The sequence below is a fragment of the Ornithinimicrobium sp. CNJ-824 genome, from assembly GCF_001942405.1.
GTDB lineage: Bacteria > Actinomycetota > Actinomycetes > Actinomycetales > Dermatophilaceae > Ornithinicoccus > Ornithinicoccus kibberensis.
The window spans coordinates 1-26,769 of record NZ_MKKA01000003.1; the positions used below are offsets into that span (position 1 = coordinate 1).

Consider the following 26,769-nt stretch of genomic DNA (forward strand, 5'->3'; position numbering starts at 1 on the left):
GGCTGGAACGACCGCTGCCACCCCTTCGTCTGGACCAAGACCGCCGACGACATCCTCAAGAAGGCCAACCGTCAAGCAACTTCAAACGCGGGCCACTAGGAAACCTATGGCTCCCCGTGCCCAGCTCCTGGCTTGGTGAACTACATCTGCCTTTCTGTCTTCATTCATGAAGACCCCACCACCGCGATCGGCGCGCCCGCCGGGGTGCCCGAGCCGTCCCGCTTGTCGTTGGTCTCGGGCAGGTCGACCGGGACGCCGTTGCCGGACGCGGCCCTGGGCGGGGCGGCCCCGGCCCAGGCGAGCACGAGGGCGTCCTCGCCGCGGAGGAAGCGGTGGCAGCGGACGCCGCCGGTGGCCCGGCCCTTGGCCGGGTAGGCCCACATGTCGGTCACCTTGACCGAGCCGGTCTGGGTGCCGGCCGGCGCCCCGGCCGAGCCGGCGACCGTGACGACGACGTTCTCCCGCCCGGGCTCGACGGCCGTGAAGGAGACGGCGGACGCGCCGGCGGACAGCTTGACCCCGGCCACCCCGCCGCCGGACCGGCCCTGCGGCCGGACCAGGGAGGCCGGGTAGTGCAGCAGGTGGGCGTCGGTGGTGACGAAGACCAGGGACTCCTCGCCGGTCGTCAGCTCGACCGCGCCGACGACCCGGTCGCCGTCCTTGAGGGAGACGACCTCGAAGGCGTCCTTGTTGCCGGGGTAGTCGGGGTTGACCCGCTTGACCACGCCCTGGGCGGTGCCCAGGGCCAGCCCTGGCCCCTCGCCGGTCAGCGTGCACAGGGTCAGCGCCCGCTCGTCCGGAGGGAGGTCGACGAACGCGCTGAGCGGCACCCCGCCGGACAGCGAGGGCGCGTCGGCGGTCGGCGGCACGGTCGGCAGCTCCACCACGGACAGCTTGACGACCCGCCCGGCGGAGGTGACCAGGCCCACCTGCCCGCGGGCGGTGGCCAGCACCTCGGCGACGACGACGTCGTGCTTGGACCGGCGACCACCGGTGCCCAGCGGCTCGTCGGTGGTCGTGCGCGCCAGCAGCCCGGTCGAGGACAGGATCACCCGGCACGGGTCGTCGGCGACCTCCAGCCCGGCCCCGCCCCGGGCGGCCTGCGCCCCGGCGCCGGCGGACGGCATGCCCGACTGCCCGTCCGACTCCAGCAGGACGGTGCGGCGCGGGGTGCCGTGCTCCTTGGCGACCTCGGCGAGCTCGTCGGAGACCTGCCGGCGCAGCAGCTGCTCGTCGGCCAGAAGCGCCTCCAGGCGCTCGATCTCGCGCAGCAGGTCGTCGCGCTCGGCCTCCAGCTCGATCCGGGAGAACTTCGTCAGCCGGCGCAGCTGCAGGTCCAGGATGTGGTTGGCCTGGATCTCGGAGAGGTCGAAGACCTGCATGAGGCGGGTGCGGGCGGTGGCCACGTCCTCGGCCGCGCGGATGAGCTGGATGACCTCGTCGATGTCGAGGATCGCGATGAGCAGCCCCTCGACCAGGTGCAGCCGGTCCTGCTTCTTGCCGAGCCGGTGCCGGGTGCGCCGGCGCACGACGTCGGTGCGGAAGTCGACGTAGACCTGAAGCAGCTGCTTCAGGCCCAGCGTGCGCGGCTGACCGTCGACCAGGGCGACGTTGTTGATGCCGAAGGACTCCTCCATCGGCGTCATCCGGTAGAGCTGCTCGAGCACGGCTTCGGGGTTGAAACCGGTCTTGATCTCGATGACCAGGTGCAGGCCCTTGGACCGGTCGGTGAGGTCGACGATGTCGGAGATGCCCTGCAGCTTCTTGTTCTGGACCAGCTGCTTGACCTTCTCGATGACCTTCTCGGGGCCGACGAGGTAGGGCAGGTCGGTGACGACGATGCCCTTCTTGCGCGGTGTCACGTTCTCGATCCGTGCGGTGGCCCGGGTCTTGAACGACCCGCGGCCGGTCTCGTAGGCGTCGCGGATGCCGTCGAGCCCGACGATCCGTCCGCCCAGCGGAAGGTCCGGGCCGGGCACGAAGCGCATCAGCGCTTCCAGGTCGGCCTCCGGGTCCGCGATGAGGTGCCGCGCCGCGCCGATCACCTCGACGAGGTTGTGCGGCGGCATGTTCGTGGCCATGCCGACCGCGATGCCGGAGGCGCCGTTGACGAGCAGGTTGGGGAAGGCCGCCGGCAGCACCTCGGGCTGGTAGAGCTGGTCGTCGTAGTTGGGGACGTAGTCGACGGTGCTCTCGTCCAGGCTGGCGGTCATCAGCAGCGCCGCCGGCGCCATCCGCGCCTCGGTGTAGCGGCTGGCGGCGGGCCCGTCGTCCAGCGAGCCGAAGTTGCCGTGCCCGTCGACCAGTGGCAGCCGCATCGTGAACGGCTGGGCCATGCGCACCATCGCGTCGTAGATCGCGGTGTCCCCGTGCGGGTGGTACTTGCCCATCACCTCACCGACCACCCGCGAGCACTTCACGTGGGCCTTGTCGGGGCGCAGCCCCAGCTCGTCCATCGCGAAGAGGATCCGCCGCTGCACCGGCTTCAGCCCGTCCCGGGCGTCGGGCAGGGCCCGGGAGTAGATCACCGAGTAGGCATACTCCAGGAAGGCGCCCTCCATCTCCGCCTGGACGTCGATCTCGACGATCTTCTCCTCGACGTCGAACAGGTCGGTCTCCTGCGGGCGCTTGCGGCGGGCCATGGGGGTGCGGGCGCTCCTTGCTCTGCCGCGTCCGGCGGCGGGGTGGTCGGGGACGGCCCCAGGGTATGCGGTGCGTGCGGGCGGGCCGCGCAGGCGCGGCGCAGGCGGGCCCGGCGGGGCGGCCGTGGCCCCGGGCCTATGGTGGCGCGGTGTCCCGACGCGCGAGCCTGCTGACGATCCTCGCGGTCGTCCTCGTCGCGCTCAACCTGCGTGGGGCGATCGCCGCGGTGCCGCCGGTGCTGGAGGACCTGCAGGTCGCGGTCGGCCTGACCCCGGCCCAGGCGGCCCTCATGACGAGCCTGCCGGTGCTGCTGTTCGCCCTGGCCGCCCCGCTGGCCGCGCGCCTGGGCCGACGGCTCGGGCCGGGCCGCGCCGTGCTCGTGGGTCTGGCCCTCATCGCCGTCGGCACCCTGGTCCGGGTGCTGGGCGGGCCGCTCGTCCTGCTCCTGGGCACCGCGGTGGTGGGGCTGGGCATCACCGTCGGCAACGTCCTGGTCCCGGTCGTGATCAAGCGGGACTTCGCCGGCCGGGCCAGCCGGGTCACCGGGTTCTTCACCGCCACCCTCGCCGTCGGGGCGGCCCTGACCTCGGCCCTGACGGTCCCGGTGGCCCAGCTCCTGGGCTGGCGGGTGGCGCTGGCGCTGTGGACCGTGCTGGTCCCCGTCGCGGTCGTGGGATGGGTGCGGCACGTGGTGCGGCGGGAGCGGGACGGGGCGGGGGAGCCGGCGCGACCGCATACCCCCGTCCCTGCCGGGGTGCACGAGGACCGGTTCGTCTGGCGGCTGCCGACGGCCTGGGCCCTCGCGGTGGCGCTGGGCAGCCAGTCGGCGCTCTACTACTCCCTGACCACCTGGCTGCCGACGATCCTCGTCGACCGTGCAGGGGTGACCCACGCCGTCGGGGGGACGGCGATGGCGCTCTACCAGATCACCGCGATCCCCACGGCCCTGACGATCGCCGGCTTCGCCCGGATGCGGCCGCGGCAGGGCTGGATCGGGGTGCTCATCGCCCTCGCCTGGACCGTCATGGTCGCCGGGCTGCTGCTCGCGCCCGCCGCCTGGCCGGTCTGGGCGGTGGTCGGTGGGCTGGCCCAGGGGGCCGGGTTCACCTACGCCCTGACCCTCATCGTGCTGCGGGGGCACGACGAGCACGTCGTGCGGGCGCTCAACGCCATGGCTCAGCTGGTCGGCTACACGATCGGGGCGGCCGGTCCGTTCGCGGTGGGCTGGCTGGCCCAGTCGACCGGCGGGTGGGGCGCCCCGGGCCTGCTGCTCGTCGCGCTCGCGCTGTCCCTGGCCACGAGCAGCCTGGCCGCCGGGCGGGACGTGGTGGTCCGGGCCCCGTCGGGGCGGGGCCCGGACCCGTCCTAGCCGATCGCGTTCGGGTGCCGGCTCAGCGCCTCGACCTGCGTGCTGATCCAGCCGAACATCGGCAGGCCGGAGACGCAGGCGTGCAGCTCCTCGTGGTCGGCCACGTCGAAGAGGCAGTAGTTGGCGAACTGCCCCGAGACGCGCCAGATCCCGGCGATCTTGCCCTCGCGCTGCAGGCCCTGGCTGTACTCCTTCTCCGCGGCGACCAGCCTCTCCCGCAGGTCGGGGTCGAGGTCGGGCGGCAGGTTCACCTGCATGCGGACCATGTAGAGCACGGTGACGCTCCTCGCCCCGTCAGGCGACGGTCGTGGCCGCGGGGGTCTCGTCGGAGACCGGGTCGAGGACGAAGGAATAGTCCATCGTCCGCTTTCCGTCGCCGGTGTCCTGCGGGTCGAGCATGAGCTCGGGCTTGACCGCCGAGGCGATGTCGTCCTCGTTGTGCGGGTCGCCGGGGAAGTAGAGCTGGGCGGTGAGCAGCTCGTGTCCGGGGGCGGACACCTTGACGTGCAGGTGCGCCGGGCGCCAGGCGTGCCAGCCGGCCGCCGCGATGAGCTTGCCGCAGGCCCCGTCGGTGGGGATCTGGTAGGGCGCCGGCTCGACGGTGTCGATCTCGAAGCGGCCCTCCTCGTCGCTGGTGAACGTCCCGCGCAGGTTCCACTCGGGGATGTCGGGGGCGAACTGGGAGTAGAAGCCGTCGGCGTCGGCGTGCCACAGCTCGACCTTGGCCCCGCCGAGGGGGCTGCCGTCGGTGGAGGTCACCTGGCCGGTCCAGTGCAGCGGGGTGCCGGGCTCGTCGTCGCGCATCGGGATGGTGCCGCGGGCCCCCTGCTCAGGGGCGTCCGGGACGTAGTAGGGGCCCTCGATGGAGCCCTTGGAGCCCTCGCGGTGGGAGGTGTTGACGTCCTCGACCACGTGCTCGACCCACACGTCGAGGAAGAGCGGCCACTCGCCGTCCTCGCCGACCTGGATCAGCCACGCCTTGAGCGCGTCGTACTCCTCGTAGGTCATCTCGTGCTTGCGGATGACGTCGTGGATCGCGGCGAGCGCGTCACCCGCCAGGGCGCTGACGCGCTCCTGGGAGACCTGCAGCCCGGCGTGCTGCTTCTTGCGGAACGACTCGGTGGCGCTCTGGCCCGAGGCCCGGGCGCTGGCGGTGTCCTGCCCGTCGGTGTGGACGCTGTTCTCGGTCATCGTCGTGCTCCTTCGCGTGATCGGTGATGACGGTCGTGGACGGACGCTCAGGCGTCCTGCCGGTACCGGGCCAGCTTGTCGGGGTCGACGTGCAGGCCCAGCCCGGGGGCCGTGGGGGCGGCCATCCGGCCGCCGGTGATGGTGAGCGGCTCGACGAGCAGGTCGTCGCTCATGTCGAGGAAGTTGGACAGCTCCGCGGCTCGTGCGGAGGTGGATGCGTGCGCGGCCGCGAAGACGACGGAGGCCAGGGTGCCGACCTGCCCGTCGATCTGGTTGCCGACGACGACCTCCACGCCCAGGCCCTCGGCCAGGTGCAGCACGCGCTGGGACTCGGAGAAGCCGGTGCGGGCCGTCTTGATCGAGACCGCGGTGGCGGACCCGCCGAGGATCTCGCGGGTGACCTCGGCGGGGCGGGTGGCGCTCTCGTCCGCGACGAAGGGGACGGGGCACTGCTGCACCAGCCAGCGGCGGCCGAGCACGTCGTCGGCCGGGTTGAGCTCCTCGGCCAGCGTCAGCCCCAGGTCGGCCATCTCGGCCAGGGCCCGGGCGGACTCGGAGGCGGTCCAGCCGCGGTTGCCGTCGACGTAGAGCTCGACCTCGTCGCCGAAGGCCTCCCGGAGGGCGCGCACGACCGCGACGTCCAGCTGGTAGGGCCGGCGGCCGACCTTGACCTTGAAGGTGGTGATGCCGTGGGCCTCGCGCATCCGCTCGGCCTCCTGGACCATGACCTGCGGGTCGTCGAAGCCGAGCATGTGGCTGACCCGGACGGACTCGGCATACCCCCCGAGGAGGCGGTGCACGGGCTGGCCGAGGAGCTGCCCCACGGCGTCCCAGGTGGCCATGTCCAGCGCGGCCTTGGCGGTCGGGTTCGCGATCGTGCGGTGCAGGCGGGCGCGGTGCAGCTCCCGGTCCAGCACCGAGGTGCCCACGAGGGCGGGGCCGAAGAGCTGCTCGACGACGGCGACGATCGAGGACTGCGTCTCCCCGTAGGTGAACGGCCGGGGCGGCGCCTCGGCCTGCCCCACGACGCCCGCGGCGGTGCGCACGCGGACGAGGACGTGGTCGGCGGTGCGGACCTCACCGGAGGCGAAGCGCAGCGGCTTGGTGTAGGGGATCGCGAAGGGGATCGCCTCGACGTCGGTGATCGTCAGGTCGGTCACAGGGTCTCCTCGACGGGCGTGGGGGGTGCGCTCGGGTCGCGCGGGATCAGGTCGTGGGCGTGCAGCGCCTCCACGAGGCGGGTGACGACGGGTCGGGGGCGGCCGGCGGCCCAGGCCAGCGCCAGGTCGAGCCGCCGGTGGGAGTCGACCGGGCGGAAGACCACCCCGTCGAGGGTCAGCGCCGCCGCGGACTCCGGGACCAGGGCCACCCCCAGACCGGCGGCGACCAGGGCCACGGTCGTGGACGTCTCGGTGACCTCGTGGGCCCGGCGCGGGACGAAGCCGGCGTCCTGGCAGGCGTCCAGCACGGCGCGGAGCACGACCGAGCCGGTGCGGTCGGCGTAGGTGATGAAGGTGGCGTCGGCCAGCTCGGCCAGCGGCAGGGCGCCCCCGCCCCCGGCCGACGGGTAGCCGGCCGGCAGGGCGGCGACGAGACGTTCACGGGCGACGACGACGTGGTCCAGGTCCGGGGATCCCGTGGGCAGGCGCAGCACGCCGACGTCGAGCTGGTCGTCCAGCAGGGCCCGTTCCTGCTCGGGGGTGAGCATCTCGGTGCGCACCTGGAGGCTCACGTCCGGCATCGCCGTCGCGGCGGCCCGGGCCAGGGCGGGGAGGAAGCCGAAGGTCGCCGAGCCGGTGACGCCCAGGCGCAGGGTGCCCGACCGTCCGTCGGCGGTCGCGCGGGCGGCCACGGCCGCCTCGGCGAGGCGCGCGGTGAGGCCCCGGGCGCGGTCGGCGTACTCCGCCCCGGCGGGGGTGAGGGACACCGACCGGGTGGTCCGAACCAGCAGGTCCACGCCGAGCTCGCGCTCGAGCTGACGCACCGACTTGGAGACCGCCGGCTGGGCCAGGTGCAGCTGCTCGGCGGCGCGGCCGAAGTGGAGCGTGTCGGCGACGGCCAGGAAGCAGCGCAGGTGGCGGACCTCGACGTCCATGCCGCGCACCTCCCTGTCGTCGCCTGCCGTTCTCCTCGACGGTACGGGCTGTGGGCGGGGCGCACAAGAACAGATCGACGCTCATTGATTCGTGGCAGGAATGAGTTATCCGACGTCGCGGGGCCGGCCACGTGCCAGACTCCAGGCATGCGGAGCGGCGGCGGGGTACGGCGGCTGTCCTCGACCGTCGCCTGGGCGGTCCTGCCGGCGGCTCCCGGCACACGGGTGGCCCGGCGGGCCGTGCACATCCTCACGACCGTCCTCCAGGTCCTCGGCGCCGGGTACGGCACCACCAGGATCAACCGGGTGCGCGACCTGGACGGCCTGGACCCGCGGGTCGACGCGGACCCCTTGGGTCGGGTGAGGGTGTCCGGCACCGGGCCCGGCCTGCCCGATGGCCCCGGTCCCTGGCGGGCCACCGTGCGCTGCGACGGCCTCGTCGTCGACGCCCACCCGTCCGACGTCGAGCCGGTCGACCTGCACCTGCCGCTGCGCCGGCTGCGGCTCGTGGACGCCCGCCGGCTCGGCCGGGGCGGCCGGTGGCCGCGGACGCCGACGCCCGGTGGCGGCTGCACCTGGAGGGCGGGGGCTACGACGTGACGGTCGAGGGGACCTGGGTGCTGCTCGCCCACCTGGGCACCCTCGGCGGGTGGCCCCAGCCGTGAGCTCCTCCCGGCCGTCGGGTCAGAGCCCGAAGGCGAACCGGGTGCAGTCGGTGGGGAAGTCGAACCACGCGAGCACCACGTGCGGCGTGATCACGCGCAGGCCGCCGCCGTCCTGCCCCGACCAGGAGTCGGGGCCGGGGGAGTAGCCGGCGTCGTCGTACTTGGCGAACGCCTCGGCCAGGCGCATGCCCCACCCGCCCGGCTCCGCCCGGGTCGCGTGCGACTCGCCCTCGACGATCACCACCTCGGTGCCGCTCTCCAGGGTGAGGGTGACGGCGGGGTTGCGGTCCACGTTGCGCGTGTGCCGGGTCGTGGGAGCGCCGTCGTACCAGAACCGGCCGTCCAGCCAGACGCCCCACCGCGGCACGGCGTGCGGGCGACCGTCGGGCCGGACGCTGCCGAGCCAGTAGTGCCGGGCCGTGCGCAACCGGGCCTCGACCGTGCTCCAGTCCAGCAGCCCGGCCGTCGTGGCCGGCAACCCGTAGCCCTGGGGCAGGACCGGTCGGTCGGCGGTGGGGGTGGCATCCACGCCACCGACGGTAGCCCCGTCCTGGGGCGAGGGAAAGTGTCTGCGGGGGCCTCCCTCCTACGGTCAGGGTGCTTCCGCTAGCGCGAGGAGGCCTGCCGGAAGCGTGCGACCGCCACGGGGATGAAGACGGCCAGCATCAGCGCCGACCCGACCAGGACGGTCAGGACCGGGTTCTGCATGGGGAAGGTGTCGGCGACCGGCGCGGTGCCGGTGTTGCCGAACAGCTCCCGGGCGGCCTGGACGAGGGCCGACACGGGGTTCCAGTTGGCGAAGACCTCGAGCGGCCTGGGCAGGTTGGAGGCCTGCACGAAGGCGTTGGAGATGAAGGTCAGCGGGAAGAGCACCATGAACGAGGCGTTGTTGATGACCTCCGGCGTGCGCACGACGATGCCGATCAGGGTCATCACCCAGCTGAAGGCGTAGCTGAACAGCAGCAGGATCCCCACGCCGGCCAGGAAGGACACCCACCCCTCGTGGAACCGCCACCCGACCAGGCACCGGTGGCGATCATGATGACCATCGAGATGGCGTTGAGGACCAGGTCGGCGCTGGTGCGCCCGAAGAGCACCGCCGAGGAGTGCATCGGCAGCGTCCGGAAGCGGTCGATCAGGCCCTCCTTGAGGTCCTGCGCCATCTGGTAGCCGCTGAACGTGGAGCCGAACAGCACGGTCTGGCCGAAGATCCCGGCCATGAGGTACTCGGTGTAGTTGCCGCCGTCGATCTGGATGGACCCGCCGTAGACCTGGCTGAACAGCAGCACGAACATGATCGGCTGGAGCACCGCGAAGACGAGCATCTCCGGGTTGCGCCGCAGCTTGAGCAGGTTGCGCCACGTCACGGTCCAGCCGTCGGACCACCAGGTCGCCAGGGTCCCCTCCGGTGCCGCCCCGCTCATGCGCCCTGCCCCTCCTCGGTCTCCTCGGCGTGCTCCCGGCCCGTGAGGGTGAGGAAGACGTCGTCCAGGGTGGGGCGGCGCATGCCCGCGTCGTGCAGGCGGACGTCCTGCGCCGCGAGGTCGGTGAGCACCTGCTGCAGCGCGGCCGGACCGGTGTCGACCGGGACGTCGAGCGTGCGGCCGGCGGCGTCGACGTGCACCTCGCCCGACCCGTGGCGGGCCAGCACCTCCTCGGCGGCGGGCGCGTCCTGGGCCTCGACCAGGGTGACGACGATCCGGTGCCCGCCGAGCTGGCCCTTGAGCTCGTCGGCGGTGCCCTCGGCGATGACCCGGCCGTGGTCGACGACGCTGATGTGGTCGGCCAGGTGGTCGGCCTCCTCGAGGTACTGCGTCGTCAGCAGCACGGTGGTGCCGCCGCCGACGAGGTCCTGGATGACCTGCCACAGCCCCAGCCGGCTGCGCGGGTCCAGACCCGTGGTGGGCTCGTCGAGGAAGAGGACGGGCGGGGTGTTGACGAGCGCGCACGCCAGGTCGATGCGGCGCCGCATACCCCCCGAGAAGCCCTTGACGGGGCGGTCGCCGGCGTCGGCGAGGTCGAAGGCGTCGACCAGCTCCCGCGCCCGGGTGCGGGCGCGCCGGGTGCCCAGGTGGTAGAGCCGGCCGACCATCTCCAGGTTCTCCAGGCCGGTGAGGTTCTCGTCCACGGCGGCGTACTGCCCGCTGGCCCCGATGACCTCCCGCACCCGCCCCGGCTGGTCCAGCACGTCGACGCCGGCCACCTGGGCCGAGCCCGCGTCCGGCCGGATGAGGGTGTTGAGCACCTTGACCGTCGTCGTCTTCCCCGCCCCGTTGGGGCCCAGCAGTCCCTTGACCGTCCCCTCCGGCACGCTGAGCGTCAGCCCGTCGAGGGCGTGCACGTCCCCGCTGCGGGAGCGGTAGGTCTTGCGCAGGTCGCGCGCCTCGATCATGGCCACCGGGCAAGGATAGGGACCGGCACCGACAGACCGGGGGTATGCGGCCGCGCCCCTCTCCGCGGGTCCTGCCTCAGGCGGGCGCGGAGGTGGCGTGCCCCGGTCGTTGGGTGGGGGCGCGCAGGGCCTCCGGCAGGTAGGCGCACGTGGGGTCGCTGCCCAGGATGTCGCCCGTGACGGCGTAGGCGTGGCTGCGCGAGCCGCCACACACGTCGTTGAACTCGCACACCCCGCACTTGCCGTGGAACCGTTCGGGACGGCGCAACGACCGCAGCAGCTCGCTGGTGCGGTAGACCTCGCGGAACCCGCCCTCCTTGACGTTGCCGCAGTGCTCAGGGAAGAAGCCGCTGGGGTAGACGTGGCCGAGGTGGTCGACGAAGGCGAACCCGCGGCCGGAGTTGATGTCGATCGGCGGCCGGGGAGGACGCTGCGGCACGGTGTTGCCCTGCGCACGCCACCGCTCCAGGTGCTCCCGGGTGTCCTCCGTCAGCCGCCGGTAGGTGTCGCCGCGGTGCTCCGGGTCGTGGGGGTCGAGCCCCTCCGCCCGGCGGCGGGCCCGCTGGACCAGGACACGGCGGTACTGCGGCGCCTCGGTGGTCTTGACCGCCAGCGTGCCCGAGATGTCGGCCATCCAGTGCAGGACGTCCTCGATCTGCGGAGGGTCGAGGGTCTGCAGCTGCTGGCCGCGCCGGTGGGGACGAGGAAGAACAGGCTCCACAGCGAGACGTCGAGGTCGAGCATGATCGGCAGCATCGCCGGCAGCTCGACGACGGTGTGCCGGGTGACGGTGGTGTTGACCTGCAGGCGGATCTGGTCGGCCCGGATCCAGCGCGCCGCCTCCAGGGTGGCCTCGAAGACGCCCGGGACGCCGCGGAACCCGTCGTGGGTCGCGGCGACGGCACCGTCGAGGGACAGGGACATGGAGTTGGCCCCGGCGGCGTGCATCTGCCGGACCGCGTCGTGGGTCAGCTTGGGCGTGACGGAGGGGGACAGGGCCATGTGCAGCCCGAGGCCGGCCCCGTGGCTGATCAGCTCGTGCAGGTCGGGCCGCTCGAAGGCGTCCCCGCCCGTGAGGATGACGATGGGCTGCGGCCGGCCGAAGGCGGCGACGTCGTCGAGGAGCGCCTTGCCCTCCTCGGTGGTGAGCTGGTCGGGGTGCCCCACGGGCTGGGAGTCGGCGCGGCAGTGCCGGCAGACGAGGGCGCAGGCCCGGGTGACCTCCCAGATGACGATCATCGGCCGGTCGTCGATGTCGTGCCGCAGGCGGCGGACGGCGGGGGCCGGCGGGTGGGTGGGGAGATGGTCACGCAGGCTCCTTGCTCTTGGTCGCGGTGAGGTGGTCGTGCAGCCGGTCGACGGCGCCCCGGGCCGAGGCGGCGCAGGAGGTCAGGCCGAGACCGTCGTAGGAGGAGCCGGCCAGCTCGACGCCGGGGGCGTCGTCGGCGAGAGCCTCCCGTGCGGCGGCCAGCCGGGCCGGGTGGCCGACGGTCAGCTGGGGCAGGGCGGAGGGCCACCGTTCGACGTGCACCTGGACGGGGTCCGCACCGATGCCGGTGAACCCTGCGAGGTCCGCGCGGAGCCGCTCCACGAGCTCCTCGTCGTCCGAGGGGAGGTGTGGCCCGTCGGCCCGTCCCGCCGACAGCCGCACCAGGACGGTGTCGTCCAGGTCCAGGTGCGCCCACTTGGTGGACAGGAAGGTCGCCGCCTTGAGCGTCGAGCCGGTCGTCGAGGGCACGAGCATCCCGGTGCCTGCGAGGGCGGGGGCGTCGACGACGGCCGCACGGGGCAGCGCCAGCAGCACGGTGGCGACGTCCGCACGCCAGGTGGCCCGCAGCTGCTCCGCGGCGGTCGGGGAGCGCGGCGCCAGCAGCTCCGCCGCCACGGCGGCGCCGACGGCCAGGACGACGCCGTCCACGACGTGCGTGGCCCCGTCGGTGGTGCGCAGACGCCAGCGCCGGCCCTCCCGCGCGAGGTCGGTGACGGCCGACCCGGTCCGCACGGTGGCGCCCAGCTCCTCGACCAGCCGGTCGACCACCCGGCCCAGCCCTTCCGGCCAGCTGACGAACGACATCCGGCCGGCGGCGCCCGGACGTCGGCGGACCAGCAGGGAACGCCCGGAGCCGGCGGCGGGCACGAGGGCAGGGGCGCAGGCCCGGAGGCTGAGCCGGCGCACGTCCCCCGCGTGGAGTCCGCCGAGGAGCGGGTCCACGAACCGCTCGACCACCTGCCGGCCGAACCGGCCTGCCACGAAATCACCCACGGAGACGTCCTCCCCTGCCTCCAGGGTGGGGACGCGCCCGGAGCGCACCAGCAGCGGCTCCAACCCGGCCCTGGCCATCCCCGGGACGGTCATCACCCGGCTGCGGACCACGGGCCGCAGCCGGGTCGGACCCGCGGGCCCGACACCGGCCGGCAACGGCCGTAGGCCGCGCGGCGTGACCAGCCAGCTCCGCCCGGTCCGCGCGGTGACCATGGACTCCGTGAGGTCGAGCTCGTCGAGCAGCTCGGCCGTCCCCGGGGCGGCCAGGTGCATCGCCTCGGCGCCCACGTCCACCGGGACGCCGGCCACCGGCACGGTCCGGATCTGGCCGCCCACCCGCTCCGAGGCCTCCAGGAGCAGGACGTCGGCGCCTTCCGCCCGCAGCTGCCGGGCGGCCAGCAGGCCGGTGAACCCACCGCCCACGACGGCGACCGTGCGGCGGCAAGGCGAGTCCGGTCCGCCGGAGGATGACGTAAGAGTCGGAAGGTCTGGCACCGGGCCTCCTGTGAGGGGAAAAGCAGCGACGACCAAGTCTGACATGCCGTAGTAGTGACGTGGTCAGCAGGGAGCGGCCCGACGGCGCGCGGGCGTCGATCCTGTTTCCCGGGACCGGGCCTCGTCTGCCCCTCCGGGTCGCGCCGTGTGCGATGGTCTCCCTGGGAACGACGACGACCGACGGCCCGGGAGGGTCGCGAGGAGGCTGGGATGACGACACGGACCGTGCTGGTCACCGGTGGAGGCAGCGGCATCGGGGAGGCCATCGCCCGGCGCAGCGCCCAGGACGGGATGCGGGTGGTCGTGGCCGACCGGGACCCGAAGGCCGCCGAGCGGGTCGCCGAGGCGGTCGACGGGGAGACGTGGGTGGTCGACCTGTCCGACACCGCCGCGCTGGAGGACCTGCGGCTGGAGTGCGACGTCCTCGTCAACAACGCGGGGGTCCAGCGGGTCGCGCCCATCCACGAGTACGACCCGGCCGACTTCCGGCTCATCCACCGGCTGATGCTCGAGTCGCCGTTCCTGCTGGTCCGGGCCGCGCTGCCGCACATGTACGCGCGGGGGTGGGGCCGGATCGTCAACGTGTCCTCGGCCCACGGCCTGCGGGCCTCGGCGTTCAAGTCCGCCTACGTCTCCGCCAAGCACGGCCTGGAGGGCCTGTCCAAGGTCGCGGCCCTGGAGGGGGCTGCGCACGGGGTGACCTCCAACTGCATCAACCCGGGCTACGTGCGCACCCCGCTCGTGGAGAAGCAGATCGCCGACCAGGCGGTCACCCACGGGATCCCCGAGGCGGAGGTGGTGGAGAAGATCATGCTGACCCGCTCGGCGGTCAAGCGCCTCGTCGAGCCGGCCGAGGTCGCCGCCCTGGCGGCCTTCCTCATGAGCGACGACGCCGGGATGGTGACGGGCACCTCCTACACGATGGACGGCGGCTGGACCGCCCAGTAGCCGACGTGCGCGTTGACTGCCCGCCCCGCCGCCCCGCCCGGCCGGGCCGACGTCAGCGGCCCAGCCAGGACATCGTCGCCGCCACCATGGCCCGCACGCCGGTGTCCAGGGTCGGCTGCAGCACCGGGGCGAACTGCGGGGCGTGGTTGTCCGGGAAGTCGGCCGCCTGGGTGCCGGCGGCCTCGGCGTCGGCCCACCGCCGGGCGTCGAAGGCGCCGAAGCCCCAGTAGCAGTAGGGCACGCCCCAGGCGTTCGGCAGCTCGGAGAAGTCCTCCGAGCCCATCTCCGGCTCGAACTCGCGGACCTGCTCGGCCCCGAGCTCGGCGGCCAGCGCCGACCGCACCCGGTCCGTGGTCGCGGGGTCGTTGTCGGTCACCGGCAGGTGGTCGAAGGTCTCCACGAGGGGTTCCGGCGCGCCCCAGGCCGCCGCCTCCGCCCGTGCCGTGCGGTGCAGGATGTCCAGGCACCGGCGGGCCACCTCGTCGTCGTAGGTGCGCACGGTCCCCTCCACGACGGCGCTCTCGGGGATGATGTTGGTCTTCGTGCCGGCCGCGATCCGGCCGACCGTGACGACGGCCGTGGCCCGGGGCGACACCTGGCGGGAGACGATCGTCTGCAGCCGGACCACGAGCGAGGCGGCCATGACCACCGGGTCGATCGCCGTGTGCGGCGCCGACCCGTGGCCGCCCCGACCGCGCAGCGTGATCCGGAAGTCGTCGCAGCTGGCCATGATCGGGCCGGCGGCCACCTGCACGGACCCCGCCGGCCCGGGCAGGACGTGCTGGCCCAGGGCGACGTCCGGGCGGGGGAGCCGCTCGACGAGGCCGTCGGCGACCATGGCCTCGGCCCCGTTGAACTGCTCCTCGGCGGGCTGGAAGACGGCGACCAGGGTGCCCGACCACGTGTCCGGGGCGGCGAGCAGCAGACGCAGCGTCGCCAGTAGCGTGGCCACGTGGGTGTCGTGGCCGCACGCGTGCATGACGGGGACCGCCTCGCCCGCCGCGTTGGCCGCGGTCGCCGTCGAGGCGTAGGGCAGCCCGGTGTCCTCACGGACCGGAAGACCGTCCATGTCGGCGCGGACGAGGACCGTGGGTCCCTCCCCGTGGCGCACGACGACGGCCACCCCGGTGCCGCCGACCCCGGTGAGGACCTCGGCCTCCTCGGCCCCCGGCATCGCCCGCACCTCCTCGACCACACGGGCCGCGGTCGCGTGCTCCTGCATCGACAGCTCGGGGTACGCGTGGAGCCAGCGGTAGGTCTCCTCCAGCCAGGGCTGGATCGCGGGCAGCCCGGTCAGGACGGCGGTGACGGCGGACGTGGGGGCGGTGGTGGTCACGGGCTCTCCTCGGTGCGGTGCGGGTGCTGGCCCGACGCTAGCCCGTGGCAGGCTGTGCGGGTGACATCACGGGTGATCCACACCGGTCAGGCGCTGGTCGACGTCGTGCTCGAGGTCGGCGGTCTGCCGGTCCGCGGCGGCAACGTCAACGCGCACTCCTCGCAGCGCTACGCCGGGGGAGCGGTGAGCATCCTGCTGGCCGCGGCCCGCACCGGGGCCCGGGCCGTGCACGCGGGGGCCCACGGCAGCGGCCCCAACGGCGACCTCGTCCGGCGGGCCCTCACGGCGGAGGGGGTGCACCTGGCCGACCCGCCCGTGCCCGGGGAGGACACCGGGATCTGCGTGGTGCTGGTGGAGCCCACCGCCGAGCGCACCTTCATCACCACCTACGGCGCGGAGCGCCGCATCAGCGTCGACTCCCTGGCCCGCAGCGGCCCGGCCCCCGGCGACGTCGTCTGCGTCACCGGCTACAGCCTCTACCCCCCGACGAGGGAGCCGCTCCTGGAGTGGCTCGAGGGGCTGCCCGAGGGGGTGCAGGTCGTCCTGGACCCCGGAGCCGCCCTGGCGGAGATGCCGGGGGAGGACCGGGCCCGGATGCTGGCGCTGACCCAGGTGTGGACCTCCAACGCGCTCGAGGCCAAGGAGCTCACCGGGGTGGGGGACGTCGCCGCCGCCGCGGGTGCCGTGGCCGGGCACCTGCCCGAGGGTGCCGTCGTCGTGGTCCGGGACGGCGCGGACGGGTGCGTGCTCCACGTCGAGGGCGCGACGACCACGGTGCCGGGGTTCCCCCAGGTCCCGGTCGACACCAACGGTGCCGGGGACGCCCACACGGGGGTGCTCTGCGCCGAACGGACCCTCGGCACCGACTGGGTCACGGCCGCCCGGCGGGCCAACGCCGCCGGCGCGATCAAGGTGACCCGCCGCGGACCCGCGACGGCCCCGACGCGGGCCGAGGTCGACGCCTTCCTGGCCTCCCCCGACCGGGACGAGGACCGCCCCGGCGGGTCACCGGGCCGCGGGACCGTCCCAGGGCACGCCGAACCGCCCGTCGTGCACGACCTCTGAGAGGGGCCTCCGCGGCCGCCGGGCGGAACCTCCCGGCGGCCGGGCCACCGCATACCCCAGCGCGACCACGCCGAGCAGACGGCGGTCGGGAGGGATCCCGAACGCCGCCCGCACCACGTCCCAGCGGTCGCCGGGCACCCCGAGCAGGAGCGCTCCCAACCCCTCGTCGACGGCCGTCAGCAGCGCCAGCAGCGCGGCCATCCCGGTGTCCACGTCCCACCAGGCACCGGCCACGTCGCAGCGTCCCGGTCCGTGCGTCCCTTGTCGGGCTCGGCGTACCGGTCCAGGTAGGCCTCGGGGGAGGACAGCAGGACCACGAGGCAGGGCGCGCTCGAGACGCCGCGCAACCACCGGTCGGGGACGAAGCCCGGGTCTGCCCGGCCCGGCACCGTGGCGGCCCACCACCGGTCGCGGTCGGCGGGGCGGGTCAGCACGAGCAGGTCGGTGCCCTGGCTGAAGCCCGCGCTGGGGCCGCGCCGGGCGCGGTCCAGCACCCGGGCGAGCACCTCCGGGGGCACCGGACGGTCGGGGTCGAACTCCCGGGTCATCCGCCGGCGTCGCAGGACCTCTCCCAGCTCCATGCCCCGCATGGTGGCACGGCCGCCCGGGCGAGGACCGACCCGAACCCGGCCGCCCCGTGACGGACCGGCCTGCCATGATGGACGCATGACCGAGCCGGCACCGCTGCCCCCGGGCTACCCGCAGGAGTGGGAGGCCGACGTCGTGCTGTCCGACGGGATGGTCGCGCACGTGCGACCGATCCGGCCCGACGACACCGAGGCCATCCACGAGTTCCACGCCGGCCAGTCCGACGAGTCCATCTACCTGCGGTTCTTCGCGCCCATCAAACGCCTCTCGGACAAGGACGTCCACCGGTTCACCCACGTCGACTACCACGACCGGGTCGCCCTGGTGATGACCGTGCGCGACAAGCTCGTGGGGATCGGCCGCTACGACCGGCTCGAGCCCGACGGCCCGGTGGCCGAGGTCGCCTTCAACGTCTCCGACCACCACCAGGGCCGCGGCATCGGGTCGGTGCTCCTGGAGCACCTGGCCGACATCGGCCGGGAGGACGACGTGCGCCGGTTCGTCGCCGACGTGCTCCCGCAGAACCGGAAGATGATCGGCGTCTTCCGCGACGCCGGCTACGAGGTGTCCCACGAGTTCGACGACGGCGTCATCGCGGTGGCCTTCGACATCGAGCCCACCGACGAGTCCCGGGCCGTACGGATGAGCCGCGAGCACCGCTCCGAGGCCCGGTCGATGCGGCAGGTGCTGCACCCCTCCTCCGTGGCGGTCATCGGCGCCAGCCGAAGGCCGGACACCGTGGGCCGGGTCTTCCTCGAGGACATCGTCGCCGGCGGCTACCGCGGGCGCCTCCACGCGGTCAACAACCGGGCCGAGCCGGGCACCCTCATCGAGGGCCTGGAGTCGGTGGCCTCGGTGCGCGACGTCGAGGGGGGCGTCGACCTGGCCGTGATCGCCGTGCCCGCACCGGACGTGCTCCAGATCGTCGACGAGTGCGCCGACGCGTCGGTCAAGACCCTCGTCGTGGCCTCGGAGGGGTTCGCCGAGTCCGGTCCGGAGGGGGAGGAGCGGCAGCGCGAGCTGCTCGAACGGGCCCGGCGCTACGGCATGCGCGTCCTGGGCCCCAACAGCTTCGGCCTTATCAACAATGACCCCGAGGTCTCCCTCAACGCCACCCTGGCCTCGGTGGAGCACGTCCCGCCGCACGGCAGCCTGGGGCTGTTCGCCCAGTCCGGCGCGCTCGGCGTGGCGGTGCTGGCCTCCGCCCAGCGCCGGGGCCTGGGGATCTCGACCTTCGCCTCGGCCGGCAACCGGGTGGACATCTCGGGCAACGACCTCATGCAGTACTGGCTCGACGACGACGCCACCTCCGCCGTGGGCCTCTACCTGGAGTCGATGGGCAACCCCCGCAAGTTCTCCCGGATCGCCCGCAAGCTGTCGAGCATCAAGCCGGTCGTCGTGGTCAAGTCCGGCGTCGGCGGCGGCAAGTACGCCACCCCGCGGGGGCACCGGGTGCGCTCGACCCAGGAGCGGCCCGAAGCCTTCGCCCAGATGCTCAAGCAGGCCGGGGTCATCCGCGTCGAGAACCTGCACCAGCTCTTCGACGTGGCCCAGCTGGTCATCAACCAGCCGCTGCCGGCGGGACGCCGGGTCGGGGTGGTGACCAACAGCGACGCGCTGGGTTCGCTGGCCGCCGACGCGGCGGTCTCGTGGGGCCTGGAGGTGACCCACGGCCCGGTCTCGGTGACCGCGGAGGCGCGCACCGACTCCTTCCGGGAGGTGGTCGAGCAGGCGCTCGCCGACCCGGCCGTGGACGCCCTCATCGCCTGCTTCATCCCGCCGGTCGCCCAGATCGACCCTGAGGTCGTCGACGCGGTCGAGCAGGCGGTGGACCGGTCGGACAAGCCGTGCGTGGCCACCTTCCTGGGGATGCGCGGGGTCGGGGCCACCCGGCGGCTGCCGGTCTACCCCACCCCCGAGGACGGGGTGCGCGCGCTGGCGGCGGCGAGCCGGTATGCCGACTGGCGCCGCAGCGACCGCGGCGAGCGGGTGCGTCCCGAGGGGATCAACCGGCGCGCGGCCCACGACGTGCTGGAGACGGTCCTGGCGCAGGAGCCGGCCGGGCGGGAGCTGACGCCCGAGGAGGCCGACGCGCTGCTGTCGGCCTACGGCATCGACGTGTGGCCCACGGTCGCCGTCGGCTCCGACGAGGAGGCGGTCGACGCGTACAAGAAGATGCGCGGCACCGTCGTCATGAAGGCGACCTCCCCGCTCCTGCAGCACCAGCCGGGCCAGGGGTGGATCCGCACGGGGCTGCGTCACCCCAAGGCGGTGGGCGCGGCATACCGGGACCTGGACGCCCTGGTGCGCCCCCTGGGCGCCGAGGGCATCGCGCTGCAGCAGATGGCGCCCCCCGGGGTGGCCGTGGAGATCAACACCTCCGAGGACGCGCTCTTCGGCCCGGTCGTAGGCTTCGGCGTGGCCGGCCTGCCCGTGGACCTGCTCGGCGACGTGGCCCACCGCTTCCCGCCGATGACCGACGTGGACATCGAGGACATGGTCGGCTCCATCAAGGCGGCGCCCATGCTCGACGGGTACCGGGGCGCCATGCCGGTCGACCACGGTGCCCTGCACGACCTGATCGCCCGGGTGTCGGTGCTCACCGACGACCACCCCGAGCTGGCGCACGTGCGGCTCAACCCGGTGATGGCCCACCAGGACGGCATCGAGGTGCTGGGGGCCCGCGTGCACGTCGCGCCCGCGCCCACACGCACCGACGCCGAACGGCGCGCGATGTCGTCCTGACGGACGGCGCACCCGCCCCGGACCGCACGAGGAGAGGACGGACGTGGCCGCACGGTTCGAGGAGCTGGCGTGGGCGCAGACCCCGATCGGCGAGCTCAGCCTCCGGCGACGGCGGGAGCCGGTGACCGGGACGGAGGTCCACGAGGTCAAGCTCGGCGAGGAGTACCTCATGTCGAGCCTGTTCACCGTGGCCGAGGAGGAGCTGGCCCGGCTGGCCCTCGCCCGCCTCGAGGGCGAGGGTCTGCGGGTCGTCGTGGGCGGGCTCGGCCTGGGCTACACCGCCCGGGCCGTGCTCGAGGACGACGGGGTGGCCGACCTCGTCGTCGTCGACGCCCTCGAGCCGGTCCTCGACTGGCACCGGCAGGGCCTGGTGCCCCTCGGGGCCGGGCTCACGGCCGACCCCCGGTGCCGGCTCGTCCACGGGGACTTCTTCGCGATGGCCGCCGGCGAGGGGTTCGACCCGTCCGGCGGGGGCAGCGGCTGGGACGCGGTCCTCGTCGACATCGACCACTCGCCCCGGCACGCGCTGGCCGAGGGCAGCACCGGCTTCTACGGGCCGGTGGGGACGCGGGCGCTGGCGGGGCACCTGCGCCCCGGCGGCGTCTACGCCCTGTGGTCCGACGACCCGCCGGACGCGGACTACCTGGAGGTCCTGCGGGCGGTGTTCACCGACGTGGCCGCCCAGGTCGTCGAGTTCCCCAACCCCCTGCAGGGGCGGACGGCCGCCAACACGGTCTACCTGGCGACCCGGCAGGAGTGAGGAGCCCGGGGGCACCTCGTCCGCGGGGACGGACCGGCGCCGGTCCGTCCCGCACGTCGGCAGGTGGCACCATGGGTCCATGGTCCGTCGCCTGAGGTCCCCGCTCCCCGAACAGCTCGTCGCCGACATCGACCGCGCCGGCTACCTGCCGGCCGTCGTCCACGACGTCGTGCTCACGGCCGTCGGGCGGGACCAGGTCGTGAGCCACCTGGTGCACGCCGAGACGACCTTCGACGAGCAGGCCGTGCGCAACCACCTCACCGTGCTGGTGCTCACCGACCGCCGCCTGGTCATCGCGCACGCCGACGACCACGAGGGTCCCGACCGCCAGCGGATGGCGACCGCCACCAGCGAGACGGTGCCCCTGCGGGCGGTGCGCGGCGTGATGCTCACCCACGTCGTGGCGGACCCGGAGAACTACGACGGGTCCCTGGACGGACGGGCGGTGACGCTCACCCTGGGCTGGGGCGCGGTCTCGCGGCTGGACCTGCTGCCCGCGCTGTGCGAGGACCCCCAGTGCGAGGGCGACCACGGCTACGAGGGCACGGTCTCCTCCGACGACATCTCGCTGCGGGTGTCGGCCGACGCCGACGGCGTCGAGCAGCTCGAGCACGCGCTGACCTTCGCCCAGGAGCTGTCGGCCCGACTCGGCCGGTGAGCACGCCCGTCCCGGCGCCGGACGTGCGCCCGGAGGCCGTCGCCGCCGCGCGGGACCTCTACCGACCGCCCGCGCCCGGCGAGGGCCTGGCCTCGGTCCTGCCCGCCGCCCTGGGGGCGCTGGGGGTCGAGCTGCCCGACGGCATACCCGCCCCGACGTGGTCCCTGCCCCCCTGCGCGCCACGTCGTCGTGGTCCTCGTCGACGGCCTCGGCGCCCGGCAGCTGAAGCGTCGCGCCGGGCACGCCCCCTTCCTGCGGTCGATGACGGCGGCGACGCCGGACGCCCGGTGCGGGTTCCCCTCGACCACGGCGACCAGCCTGACCAGCCTGGGCACGGGTCTGCCGCCCGGCGGGCACGGGATCGTCGGCTGGCAGACGGTGCTTCCGGACGGCCGGCTGTTCAACCACCTCGGCTGGCGCGACGGGCCGGAGCCGGAGGTCCACCAGCCCCACCCGACACTGCTGCAGCACGCGGAGGCCGCCGGGGTGTCGGTGACGACCGTCTCGCGGCCCCTGTTCGAGACCTCCGGGTTCACCCGGGTCGCCCTGCGTGGCGGCGGCTACGTCCCGACCGAGGACGCGGGGGAGCGGGCTGCGGGTGTCCTCGGCGCCCTGGCCGGTGCCGGCCCGGCAGGCCGCAGCCTCGTCTACGCCTACTGGGACGAGGTCGACAAGGCCGGGCACGTCCACGGGCCCGGGTCGGTCGAGTGGGGCGAGGCGCTGGAGGAGATGGACGCATTCGTCCGCGAGGTCGCCGCCGGGGCCCCCGACGGCACCGTCGTCGTGCTGACCTCCGACCACGGCATGGTCGACGCACCGCACGCCTCCCGCCGGGACCTGGCCTACGACGACGTGCTGGCCGCCGGGGTCCGGGTGCTGGCCGGCGAGCCGCGGGCGCCGCAGGTCTGGTGCGAGCCGGGGCGGGTGGTCGACGTCGTGACGATCTGGGCCGAGGAGCTGGGGGGCTCCGCCCTCGTCCTCACCCGTGAGGAGGCCGTCGAGGCGGGCTGGTTCGGCCCCGTGCGGGCCGGCTACGAGCAGCGGATCGGGGAGGTCGTGGCCGTGATGCTCGACGCCACGACCGTCCTGGACTCCCGTCTGCTGCGGCCCCAGGTGCTCGCCCTGCGGGGGCACCACGGGTCGGTCACCGACGCCGAGACCGCCGTCCCCCTCCTGGTCCACCCGGTATGACGTCGCGCACCTGCGGGCCGGTGCCGCGCGGAGGATCGCACCCGGACGGGACCGCCGCGGCGCCCTCGTAGACTGCCCCGGTGGCCGAACTCGTCTTCTTCACCGGGACCATGGACTGCGGGAAGTCGACCCTCGCGCTGCAGATGGACCACACCCACGCCAGCCGCGGTCGCGCCGGGCTGCTGTTCACCCAGCACGACCGTTCCGGGGAGGCCGTCCTCTCCTCCCGCCTGGGGCTGACCAAGCCGGCGCTGGAGGTCGACGACGACCTCGACCTGTGGGAGTTCGTCGTGGACCAGGTCACCGCGGGCCGACGGGTGGACTACCTGGTGTGCGACGAGGCGCAGTTCTACACGCCCGTGCAGGTGGAGCAGCTGGCCCGGCTCGTGGACGAGATGGACGTCGACGTCTTCGCCTTCGGGATCACCTCCGACTTCCGCACCGAGCTCTTCCCCGGGTCGCGGCGCCTCATCGAACTGGCCGACCGCACCGAGCAGCTCCAGGTGCGCGCCCTGTGCTGGTGCGGCAAGCCGGCCACGGTCACGCCCGGGTCGTCGACGGGGTCATGGTCGTCGAGGGGGAGCAGGTCGTCGTCGGCGACGTCACCGGGGAGACCGGCCAGGTGCCGACGGTGGAGTACGAGATGCTCTGCCGCCGGCACTACATGCGGCGGATGAACTCCTCGGCCGCCCGCGCCCAGTCCCTGTCCCCGGACGTCCTGCCCTTCGACCTGGACCTGTGCGCCCTCCCCGGCACGGCCGAGCCGTCCCCGGACGGCCGGGCAGGACCCCCGGCGGGCTGACCCGGGCGCGGTCGGCCGCTCAGCGCTTGCGGTCGGCCGCGCCGAACATGATGTCGTCCCAGCTGGGGACGCTCGGTCGACCCTTCGCCCTGCGGCGGGGCGTGGTGGCCGACCCGTCGTCGGCCGGGACCACCTCCGGACCGTCCGAGACGTCGTCGCCCCCGTCCGTCGTGCCGGGGGCGTCCTGCGGAGGCTCCGGAGGGGCCTCGACGTCGACGGCCTCCGGCTCGTCGTCGGGCACCGGCCCCGCCAGCACCTCGTCGTCGGCGAGCTCGTCGTCCTCGAGGTCGACCTCGTCGTCGGCGAGCTGCTCGTCGTCGAGGTCGACCACGTCGTCGTCGACCGGGTCGCCCTCGTCGTCGGTGCCGAAGAACTCCTCGAAGCTGACCTCCTGCGGGTCACCCCGGCGGGCGTAGGCCAGGTCGGGGTTCTCCTCGTCGTGGAGGTCGTCCTCCTGCGGCTCGCCGACCGGGGTCGGCAGCTTGGGAAGACGCAGACGACGGCGTCCGCCGCGGCCCCCCTGCCGTCCTGCGCGTCCGGGAGTCTCCTCGGGCTCCTCGTCCGGCCCGCCAGGTTCCTCGTCCGGGCCGCCGGGCTCGTGGCTCTCCTCCTCCGCAGGGTGGACGGGGGAGGGCGCCTCGGGCGCCGAGCCGCGGGGATGGGCCGCCGGCGGGTCGCCCATGGTGTCCGGGTCGAAGCGCAGGTCCTCCAGCGGAAGAACCTCGTCGGGCATCGCCTGCTGACCGGGCACGTGCGTGGCGTCCCCCTCGACCGTCTCGGGCCGACGGGTCCGGCGGCCGCGCCGCTGCCGCCGTTCCCGCATGGTCGCCATGAGGTCGGCCGTCTCGTCCTCGGCCGTGCTGGGCCCCAGCAACGGGTTGCCGGCCAGCCCCCCGGGAAGGGCCTGCTCGTCCTCGCTGAGCCACCGGGCCTCGTCGTCCAGCGCCTCGATCGACCGGTCCGACACGGAGTAGTGCCAGACCGCGCGCCGCCCGCGTCCCCCGGCCAGGAAGGTCACCTGGACCGTCCAGGGGCCGTGCGCCTCGGTCCGTGCGGCGTCCCACCCCACGTCCTGCGGCTGCACGCCGCGGGCCTGCAGGCGCTCGCGGACCCGCCGCTCGAGGGTGTGGGAGCCGTCGGTGCGGCCGGCGGCCCGCACGTGCGCGGCCTTGGCCAGCCCCACGACGTGCTCGCGCTCGGCCAGCACCGGACCCTCGAACCGGCGCACCCGCGCCAGCTCCCACCCGGTGCCGGAGGCGACCTCCTCGGCCGTCTGTCCCGCCCGGATCATCGACTGGACCTCCCGCGGCGTCGCCGCCGCGGTCGTCCCGTGCTCGGGCGAGGGGTGGTGCGGACGGGCGCGGAGCGCCGCGCGGAGACGGTCGTCGACGGTCACGACGTAGTGCGTCTGGTCCTCGCCCACGAGAACGAGACGTCCCCCCTCGTCGAGGTCCTTGAACTGCAGCTGCTGCATGGTTCACCACTGTGCCATCCCGGGCGTCGGCCGGGGCGCAGGGCACGCCGCCGCACGCCGCCGCCGACCGCCCGGCGGATACGCTGTGGGCGTCATGCTGACCGCCCCCGCCGATCTCCGGCTCGCCCTCGACCTCGTCGGGATCTTCGCGTTCGCCATCTCCGGCGGGCTCGTCGGCGTGCGTGCCCGCCTGGACCTGTTCGGGGTGGCCGTGCTGGCCTGGGCCACGGGTCTGGGCGGCGGCATCCTGCGGGACCTGCTGCTCGGCGACGTGCCCCCCGTCGGCATCAGCGAGCCCCGGTACATCATCACGGTGCTGCTGGCGGGACTGGCGGTCGTCGCGGTCTACCCGGTCGTCGTCGACCTGGGACGCAGACGCCCGCGGCTCCGGCTCGGCGTCATCGGCCAGGCCGTGAAGTACCTCGACGCCGTCGGGCTGGCGGTCTTCTCCGTCGCCGGTGCGCTGAAGGCCCTCATCCTGGGCGCGCCGCCCCTGGCCTGCATCGTCGTGGGCGTCCTCACCGCCGTCGGCGGGGGTGCGATCCGGGACGTGCTCGTCGGCCAGGTGCCCGAGGTCCTCCGGCGCGAGGTGTATGCCGTGCCCGCGCTGCTGGGCGCCTCCACCGTCGTCGTGGCCTCACGGCTCGAGGTGCTCAGCGTCGCGGTCGTGTGGGGGGCCGTGGCCCTCGTGCTGGGCCTGCGCATCACCGCGATCGTCCTCGACCTCCAGGTGCCCACCCGGCTGCACCTGCCCACCCTGCCCACGGTCCGCCGCGGACAGGACCACCGACCGGCGCGACCGCATACCGTGCGCCGGCGCGAGGGTCCCGCCGGGCCCGCGACCACGGACCACCGTCCCCCCGACCTGCCCGCCCGCACCGACGGGCGACCCTCCGACCACCTCCCCCCACCTCCCGAGGAGAGCTCCCGATGAGCCAGCCCACCGCCGACCCGTCCGACCCCGGCCGCCCGATGCCCGACGGCCCGGCACCCGAGCCCGTGACCCCGGGAGGCGGCCCCGTCGAGCCCGCCGCCGGGACCGGGGGGACGCCCGCCACCGCCGCCGAGGACGAGGTCGTCGCCGAGCTCGAGGAGAGCCTCGCCGAGGCCGAGGAGCACGACCTGTTCCCCTACCAGGCGGTCGTGCTCACCTCGTTCGGCGGCCCGGAGGCCCCCGAGGAGGTCATGCCCTTCCTCCGACGGGTCACCGGCGGGCGCGGCATCCCGGACGAGCGCCTGGCCGAGGTCGCCGAGCACTACCACCACTTCGGCGGCAAGAGCCCCATCAACGACCAGAACCGGGCCCTCGTGGCCGCGCTCCAGGAGGAGCTGCAGCGGCGCGGGCTGACCCTGCCCGTGCTCTTCGGCAACCGCAACTCCGAGCCGTTCCTCACCGACACCGTCCGGGATGCCCACGAGGAGGGGATGACGCGGCTGCTGTCGATCACGACCAGCGCCTACTCCTGCTACTCCTCCTGCCGGCAGTACCGCGAGGACATCGCCGCCGCCGTCGACGCGCTGGCCACCGAGGGCCGGACCGTCGACGTCGACAAGATCCGGCAGTACTGGAACCACCCCGGCTTCTCCCGGGCCAACGCGCGCATCGTCACCGAGGGCGCCCGCCAGATGATGGAGCGCACCGGGGTCGCCCCGCACCTGGTCTTCGTCACCCACTCCCTGCCGCTGGCGATGGACGAGACGTCCGGACCCGGCGACGAGGAGGGCCACCTCTACTCCCGCCAGCACCTGGAGCTGTCCGCCGCGGTCGCCGAGGAGGTCTCGGCCACGCTCGGCACCGAGCTCGGGCACGACCTGACCTACTGCTCCCGGTCCGGCCCACCCTCCCAGCCGTGGCTGGAGCCGGACGTCAACGACCACCTGCGCGAGCTGGCCGGCCGGGGGGTGCGGCACGTCGTGCTCGCCCCGATCGGCTTCGTCTCCGACCACATGGAGGTCGTCTTCGACCTGGACACCGAGGCCGTCGAGACCGCCGAGGAGCTGGGCCTGGACCTGCTGCGGGTGCCGACGGTGGGCACGGACCCCGAGTTCGTCTCCGGCCTGGTCGACCTGGCACTGGAGCGGGCGGCCG

25 protein-coding genes and 2 pseudogenes are annotated in these 26,769 nt (G+C 74.2%); 11 read left to right on the plus strand and 16 right to left on the minus strand.

Translation table 11 applies throughout. The annotated features are described in order from the left end of the window. Nucleotides 1–164 precede the first annotated feature (164 nt). On the minus strand, nucleotides 165–2,642 hold the full coding sequence (locus tag BJF81_RS01090) for a DNA gyrase/topoisomerase IV subunit A (RefSeq protein WP_075956805.1): 2,478 nt from the start codon (nucleotides 2,640–2,642) through the stop codon (nucleotides 165–167). A 149-nt stretch (nucleotides 2,643–2,791) separates the two neighbouring features. Between BJF81_RS01090 and BJF81_RS01095 the strand changes: the two genes are divergently transcribed. Further along, nucleotides 2,792–4,012: an MFS transporter gene (locus BJF81_RS01095; RefSeq protein WP_075956806.1), complete on the plus strand. Its 1,221-nt coding sequence runs from the start codon at nucleotides 2,792–2,794 to the stop codon at nucleotides 4,010–4,012. On the opposite strand, the gene BJF81_RS01100 is transcribed toward BJF81_RS01095, so the two are convergent. Genes BJF81_RS01100 through BJF81_RS01115 form a run of 4 tightly spaced genes read right to left on the minus strand, consistent with a single transcriptional unit; the run spans nucleotide 4,009 to nucleotide 7,298 of the window. After that, a complete protein-coding gene (locus BJF81_RS01100; protein WP_237769951.1) occupies nucleotides 4,009–4,278 on the minus strand; it encodes a muconolactone Delta-isomerase in 270 nt (89 codons plus the stop codon). The two genes, BJF81_RS01095 and BJF81_RS01100, sit on opposite strands and share 4 nt — an antisense overlap. 28 nt (nucleotides 4,279–4,306) lie before the next feature. Further along, nucleotides 4,307–5,203 carry a catechol 1,2-dioxygenase gene (gene catA, locus BJF81_RS01105; protein ID WP_075956808.1) on the minus strand — a complete coding sequence of 299 codons (897 nt, stop codon included), beginning with the start codon at nucleotides 5,201–5,203 and terminating at the stop codon, nucleotides 4,307–4,309. A gap of 47 nt (nucleotides 5,204–5,250) precedes the next feature. After that, entirely contained in the window at nucleotides 5,251–6,363 is a 1,113-nt protein-coding gene (locus BJF81_RS01110; protein ID WP_342447034.1) for a mandelate racemase/muconate lactonizing enzyme family protein, read from the minus strand. Next, nucleotides 6,360–7,298 carry a LysR family transcriptional regulator gene (locus BJF81_RS01115; protein ID WP_075956809.1) on the minus strand — a complete coding sequence of 313 codons (939 nt, stop codon included), beginning with the start codon at nucleotides 7,296–7,298 and terminating at the stop codon, nucleotides 6,360–6,362. The genes BJF81_RS01110 and BJF81_RS01115 overlap by 4 nt, the downstream gene beginning before the upstream one ends. Before the next feature lie 147 nt (nucleotides 7,299–7,445). On the opposite strand from BJF81_RS01115, the gene BJF81_RS01120 reads away from it, so the two are divergent. Next, the gene (locus BJF81_RS01120) at nucleotides 7,446–7,898 is read left to right on the plus strand and encodes a hypothetical protein (protein ID WP_075956810.1); all 453 of its coding nucleotides are present in this window, start codon (nucleotides 7,446–7,448) and stop codon (nucleotides 7,896–7,898) included. An 84-nt stretch (nucleotides 7,899–7,982) separates the two neighbouring features. Here BJF81_RS01120 and BJF81_RS01125 read toward each other — a convergent pair whose 3' ends face one another. From BJF81_RS01125 to hemG, 7 genes are all read right to left on the minus strand, one after another. Beyond that, nucleotides 7,983–8,492 (minus strand): pyridoxamine 5'-phosphate oxidase family protein, encoded by a 510-nt coding sequence (locus BJF81_RS01125; RefSeq protein WP_075956811.1) that lies wholly within the window; start codon nucleotides 8,490–8,492, stop codon nucleotides 7,983–7,985. Between the two features lie 77 nt (nucleotides 8,493–8,569). After that, nucleotides 8,570–8,938, minus strand: a complete 369-nt coding sequence (locus tag BJF81_RS20630; protein ID WP_342447041.1) for an ABC transporter permease — start codon at nucleotides 8,936–8,938, stop codon at nucleotides 8,570–8,572. After that, nucleotides 8,896–9,387: an ABC transporter permease gene (locus tag BJF81_RS20635; RefSeq protein ID WP_342447035.1), complete on the minus strand. Its 492-nt coding sequence runs from the start codon at nucleotides 9,385–9,387 to the stop codon at nucleotides 8,896–8,898. Before BJF81_RS20635 ends, BJF81_RS20630 begins: the two co-directional genes overlap by 43 nt. After that, entirely contained in the window at nucleotides 9,384–10,361 is a 978-nt protein-coding gene (locus tag BJF81_RS01135; protein ID WP_083663899.1) for an ATP-binding cassette domain-containing protein, read from the minus strand. Before BJF81_RS01135 ends, BJF81_RS20635 begins: the two co-directional genes overlap by 4 nt. Nucleotides 10,362–10,431: 70 nt before the next feature. After that, nucleotides 10,432–10,794, minus strand: a complete 363-nt coding sequence (locus BJF81_RS20640; protein WP_342447036.1) for a hypothetical protein — start codon at nucleotides 10,792–10,794, stop codon at nucleotides 10,432–10,434. 50 nt (nucleotides 10,795–10,844) lie between these two features. Beyond that, nucleotides 10,845–11,594, minus strand: coding sequence for a radical SAM protein (locus tag BJF81_RS20645; protein WP_342447037.1), 750 nt, complete (start codon nucleotides 11,592–11,594; stop codon nucleotides 10,845–10,847). 67 nt (nucleotides 11,595–11,661) lie between these two features. Continuing rightward, nucleotides 11,662–13,158, minus strand: a complete 1,497-nt coding sequence (gene hemG / locus BJF81_RS01145; RefSeq protein ID WP_083663900.1) for a protoporphyrinogen oxidase — start codon at nucleotides 13,156–13,158, stop codon at nucleotides 11,662–11,664. Between the two features lie 165 nt (nucleotides 13,159–13,323). Between hemG and BJF81_RS01150 the strand changes: the two genes are divergently transcribed. Next, nucleotides 13,324–14,061, plus strand: a complete 738-nt coding sequence (locus tag BJF81_RS01150) for a 3-hydroxybutyrate dehydrogenase (RefSeq protein WP_075956814.1) — start codon at nucleotides 13,324–13,326, stop codon at nucleotides 14,059–14,061. A gap of 52 nt (nucleotides 14,062–14,113) precedes the next feature. Here BJF81_RS01150 and BJF81_RS01155 read toward each other — a convergent pair whose 3' ends face one another. Next, nucleotides 14,114–15,397: an amidohydrolase gene (locus BJF81_RS01155; protein WP_075956815.1), complete on the minus strand. Its 1,284-nt coding sequence runs from the start codon at nucleotides 15,395–15,397 to the stop codon at nucleotides 14,114–14,116. A 60-nt stretch (nucleotides 15,398–15,457) separates the two neighbouring features. Between BJF81_RS01155 and BJF81_RS01160 the strand changes: the two genes are divergently transcribed. Continuing rightward, nucleotides 15,458–16,462 carry a PfkB family carbohydrate kinase gene (locus BJF81_RS01160; RefSeq protein WP_237769945.1) on the plus strand — a complete coding sequence of 335 codons (1,005 nt, stop codon included), beginning with the start codon at nucleotides 15,458–15,460 and terminating at the stop codon, nucleotides 16,460–16,462. Here BJF81_RS01160 and BJF81_RS20650 read toward each other — a convergent pair. Both BJF81_RS20650 and BJF81_RS20655 read right to left on the minus strand, forming a co-directional pair. Next, nucleotides 16,403–16,663, minus strand: a complete 261-nt coding sequence (locus BJF81_RS20650; protein WP_342447038.1) for a nitroreductase family protein — start codon at nucleotides 16,661–16,663, stop codon at nucleotides 16,403–16,405. The genes BJF81_RS01160 and BJF81_RS20650 overlap by 60 nt on opposite strands. Next, a complete protein-coding gene (locus tag BJF81_RS20655) occupies nucleotides 16,639–17,043 on the minus strand; it encodes a nitroreductase family protein (RefSeq protein ID WP_342447039.1) in 405 nt (134 codons plus the stop codon). Before BJF81_RS20655 ends, BJF81_RS20650 begins: the two co-directional genes overlap by 25 nt. An 85-nt stretch (nucleotides 17,044–17,128) precedes the next feature. Here BJF81_RS20655 and BJF81_RS01170 point away from each other — a divergent pair, with 85 nt between their 5' ends. From BJF81_RS01170 to BJF81_RS01190, 5 genes and pseudogenes are all read left to right on the plus strand, one after another. Then, nucleotides 17,129–19,795, plus strand: a complete 2,667-nt coding sequence (locus BJF81_RS01170; RefSeq protein WP_075956817.1) for a bifunctional acetate--CoA ligase family protein/GNAT family N-acetyltransferase — start codon at nucleotides 17,129–17,131, stop codon at nucleotides 19,793–19,795. A gap of 43 nt (nucleotides 19,796–19,838) precedes the next feature. Further along, nucleotides 19,839–20,555, plus strand: coding sequence for a spermidine synthase (locus BJF81_RS01175; protein ID WP_075956818.1), 717 nt, complete (start codon nucleotides 19,839–19,841; stop codon nucleotides 20,553–20,555). Between the two features lie 79 nt (nucleotides 20,556–20,634). Next, nucleotides 20,635–21,213, plus strand: coding sequence for a DUF5998 family protein (locus BJF81_RS01180; protein WP_075956819.1), 579 nt, complete (start codon nucleotides 20,635–20,637; stop codon nucleotides 21,211–21,213). 189 nt (nucleotides 21,214–21,402) lie between these two features. Continuing rightward, nucleotides 21,403–22,404 (plus strand): alkaline phosphatase family protein, encoded by a 1,002-nt coding sequence (locus BJF81_RS01185; RefSeq protein ID WP_237769946.1) that lies wholly within the window; start codon nucleotides 21,403–21,405, stop codon nucleotides 22,402–22,404. Between the two features lie 80 nt (nucleotides 22,405–22,484). Beyond that, nucleotides 22,485–23,206: pseudogene (locus BJF81_RS01190) on the plus strand (thymidine kinase). A 19-nt stretch (nucleotides 23,207–23,225) separates the two neighbouring features. Here BJF81_RS01190 and sepH read toward each other — a convergent pair. Continuing rightward, nucleotides 23,226–24,680, minus strand: a complete 1,455-nt coding sequence (gene sepH, locus BJF81_RS01195; RefSeq protein ID WP_075956820.1) for a septation protein SepH — start codon at nucleotides 24,678–24,680, stop codon at nucleotides 23,226–23,228. A gap of 94 nt (nucleotides 24,681–24,774) precedes the next feature. Here sepH and BJF81_RS01200 point away from each other — a divergent pair, with 94 nt between their 5' ends. Together BJF81_RS01200 and BJF81_RS01205 are read left to right on the plus strand one after the other, a co-directional pair. Then, entirely contained in the window at nucleotides 24,775–25,614 is an 840-nt protein-coding gene (locus BJF81_RS01200) for a trimeric intracellular cation channel family protein (protein ID WP_083663911.1), read from the plus strand. 251 nt (nucleotides 25,615–25,865) lie between these two features. After that, nucleotides 25,866–26,702, plus strand: a pseudogene (locus BJF81_RS01205) (ferrochelatase); the annotation flags it as partial. Nucleotides 26,703–26,769 lie beyond the last annotated feature (67 nt).

Bases quoted from the DNA above. Each gene is read 5' to 3' on its own strand.
- BJF81_RS01090 (WP_075956805.1), bottom strand. From the start codon at position 2,642: ATGGCCCGCCGCAAGCGCCCGCAGGAGACCGACCTGTTCGACGTCGAG.
- BJF81_RS01100 (WP_237769951.1), bottom strand. From the start codon at position 4,278: ATGGTCCGCATGCAGGTGAACCTGCCGCCCGACCTCGACCCCGACCTG.
- catA (WP_075956808.1), bottom strand. From the start codon at position 5,203: ATGACCGAGAACAGCGTCCACACCGACGGGCAGGACACCGCCAGCGCC.
- BJF81_RS01115 (WP_075956809.1), bottom strand. From the start codon at position 7,298: ATGGACGTCGAGGTCCGCCACCTGCGCTGCTTCCTGGCCGTCGCCGAC.
- BJF81_RS01120 (WP_075956810.1), top strand. From the start codon at position 7,446: ATGCGGAGCGGCGGCGGGGTACGGCGGCTGTCCTCGACCGTCGCCTGG.
- BJF81_RS20635 (WP_342447035.1), bottom strand. From the start codon at position 9,387: ATGAGCGGGGCGGCACCGGAGGGGACCCTGGCGACCTGGTGGTCCGAC.
- BJF81_RS20645 (WP_342447037.1), bottom strand. From the start codon at position 11,594: ATGATCGTCATCTGGGAGGTCACCCGGGCCTGCGCCCTCGTCTGCCGG.
- hemG (WP_083663900.1), bottom strand. From the start codon at position 13,158: ATGTCAGACTTGGTCGTCGCTGCTTTTCCCCTCACAGGAGGCCCGGTG.
- BJF81_RS01150 (WP_075956814.1), top strand. From the start codon at position 13,324: ATGACGACACGGACCGTGCTGGTCACCGGTGGAGGCAGCGGCATCGGG.
- BJF81_RS20650 (WP_342447038.1), bottom strand. From the start codon at position 16,663: ATGGCCGCGCTGCTGGCGCTGCTGACGGCCGTCGACGAGGGGTTGGGA.
- BJF81_RS20655 (WP_342447039.1), bottom strand. From the start codon at position 17,043: ATGGAGCTGGGAGAGGTCCTGCGACGCCGGCGGATGACCCGGGAGTTC.
- BJF81_RS01170 (WP_075956817.1), top strand. From the start codon at position 17,129: ATGACCGAGCCGGCACCGCTGCCCCCGGGCTACCCGCAGGAGTGGGAG.
- BJF81_RS01180 (WP_075956819.1), top strand. From the start codon at position 20,635: ATGGTCCGTCGCCTGAGGTCCCCGCTCCCCGAACAGCTCGTCGCCGAC.
- sepH (WP_075956820.1), bottom strand. From the start codon at position 24,680: ATGCAGCAGCTGCAGTTCAAGGACCTCGACGAGGGGGGACGTCTCGTT.
- BJF81_RS01200 (WP_083663911.1), top strand. From the start codon at position 24,775: ATGCTGACCGCCCCCGCCGATCTCCGGCTCGCCCTCGACCTCGTCGGG.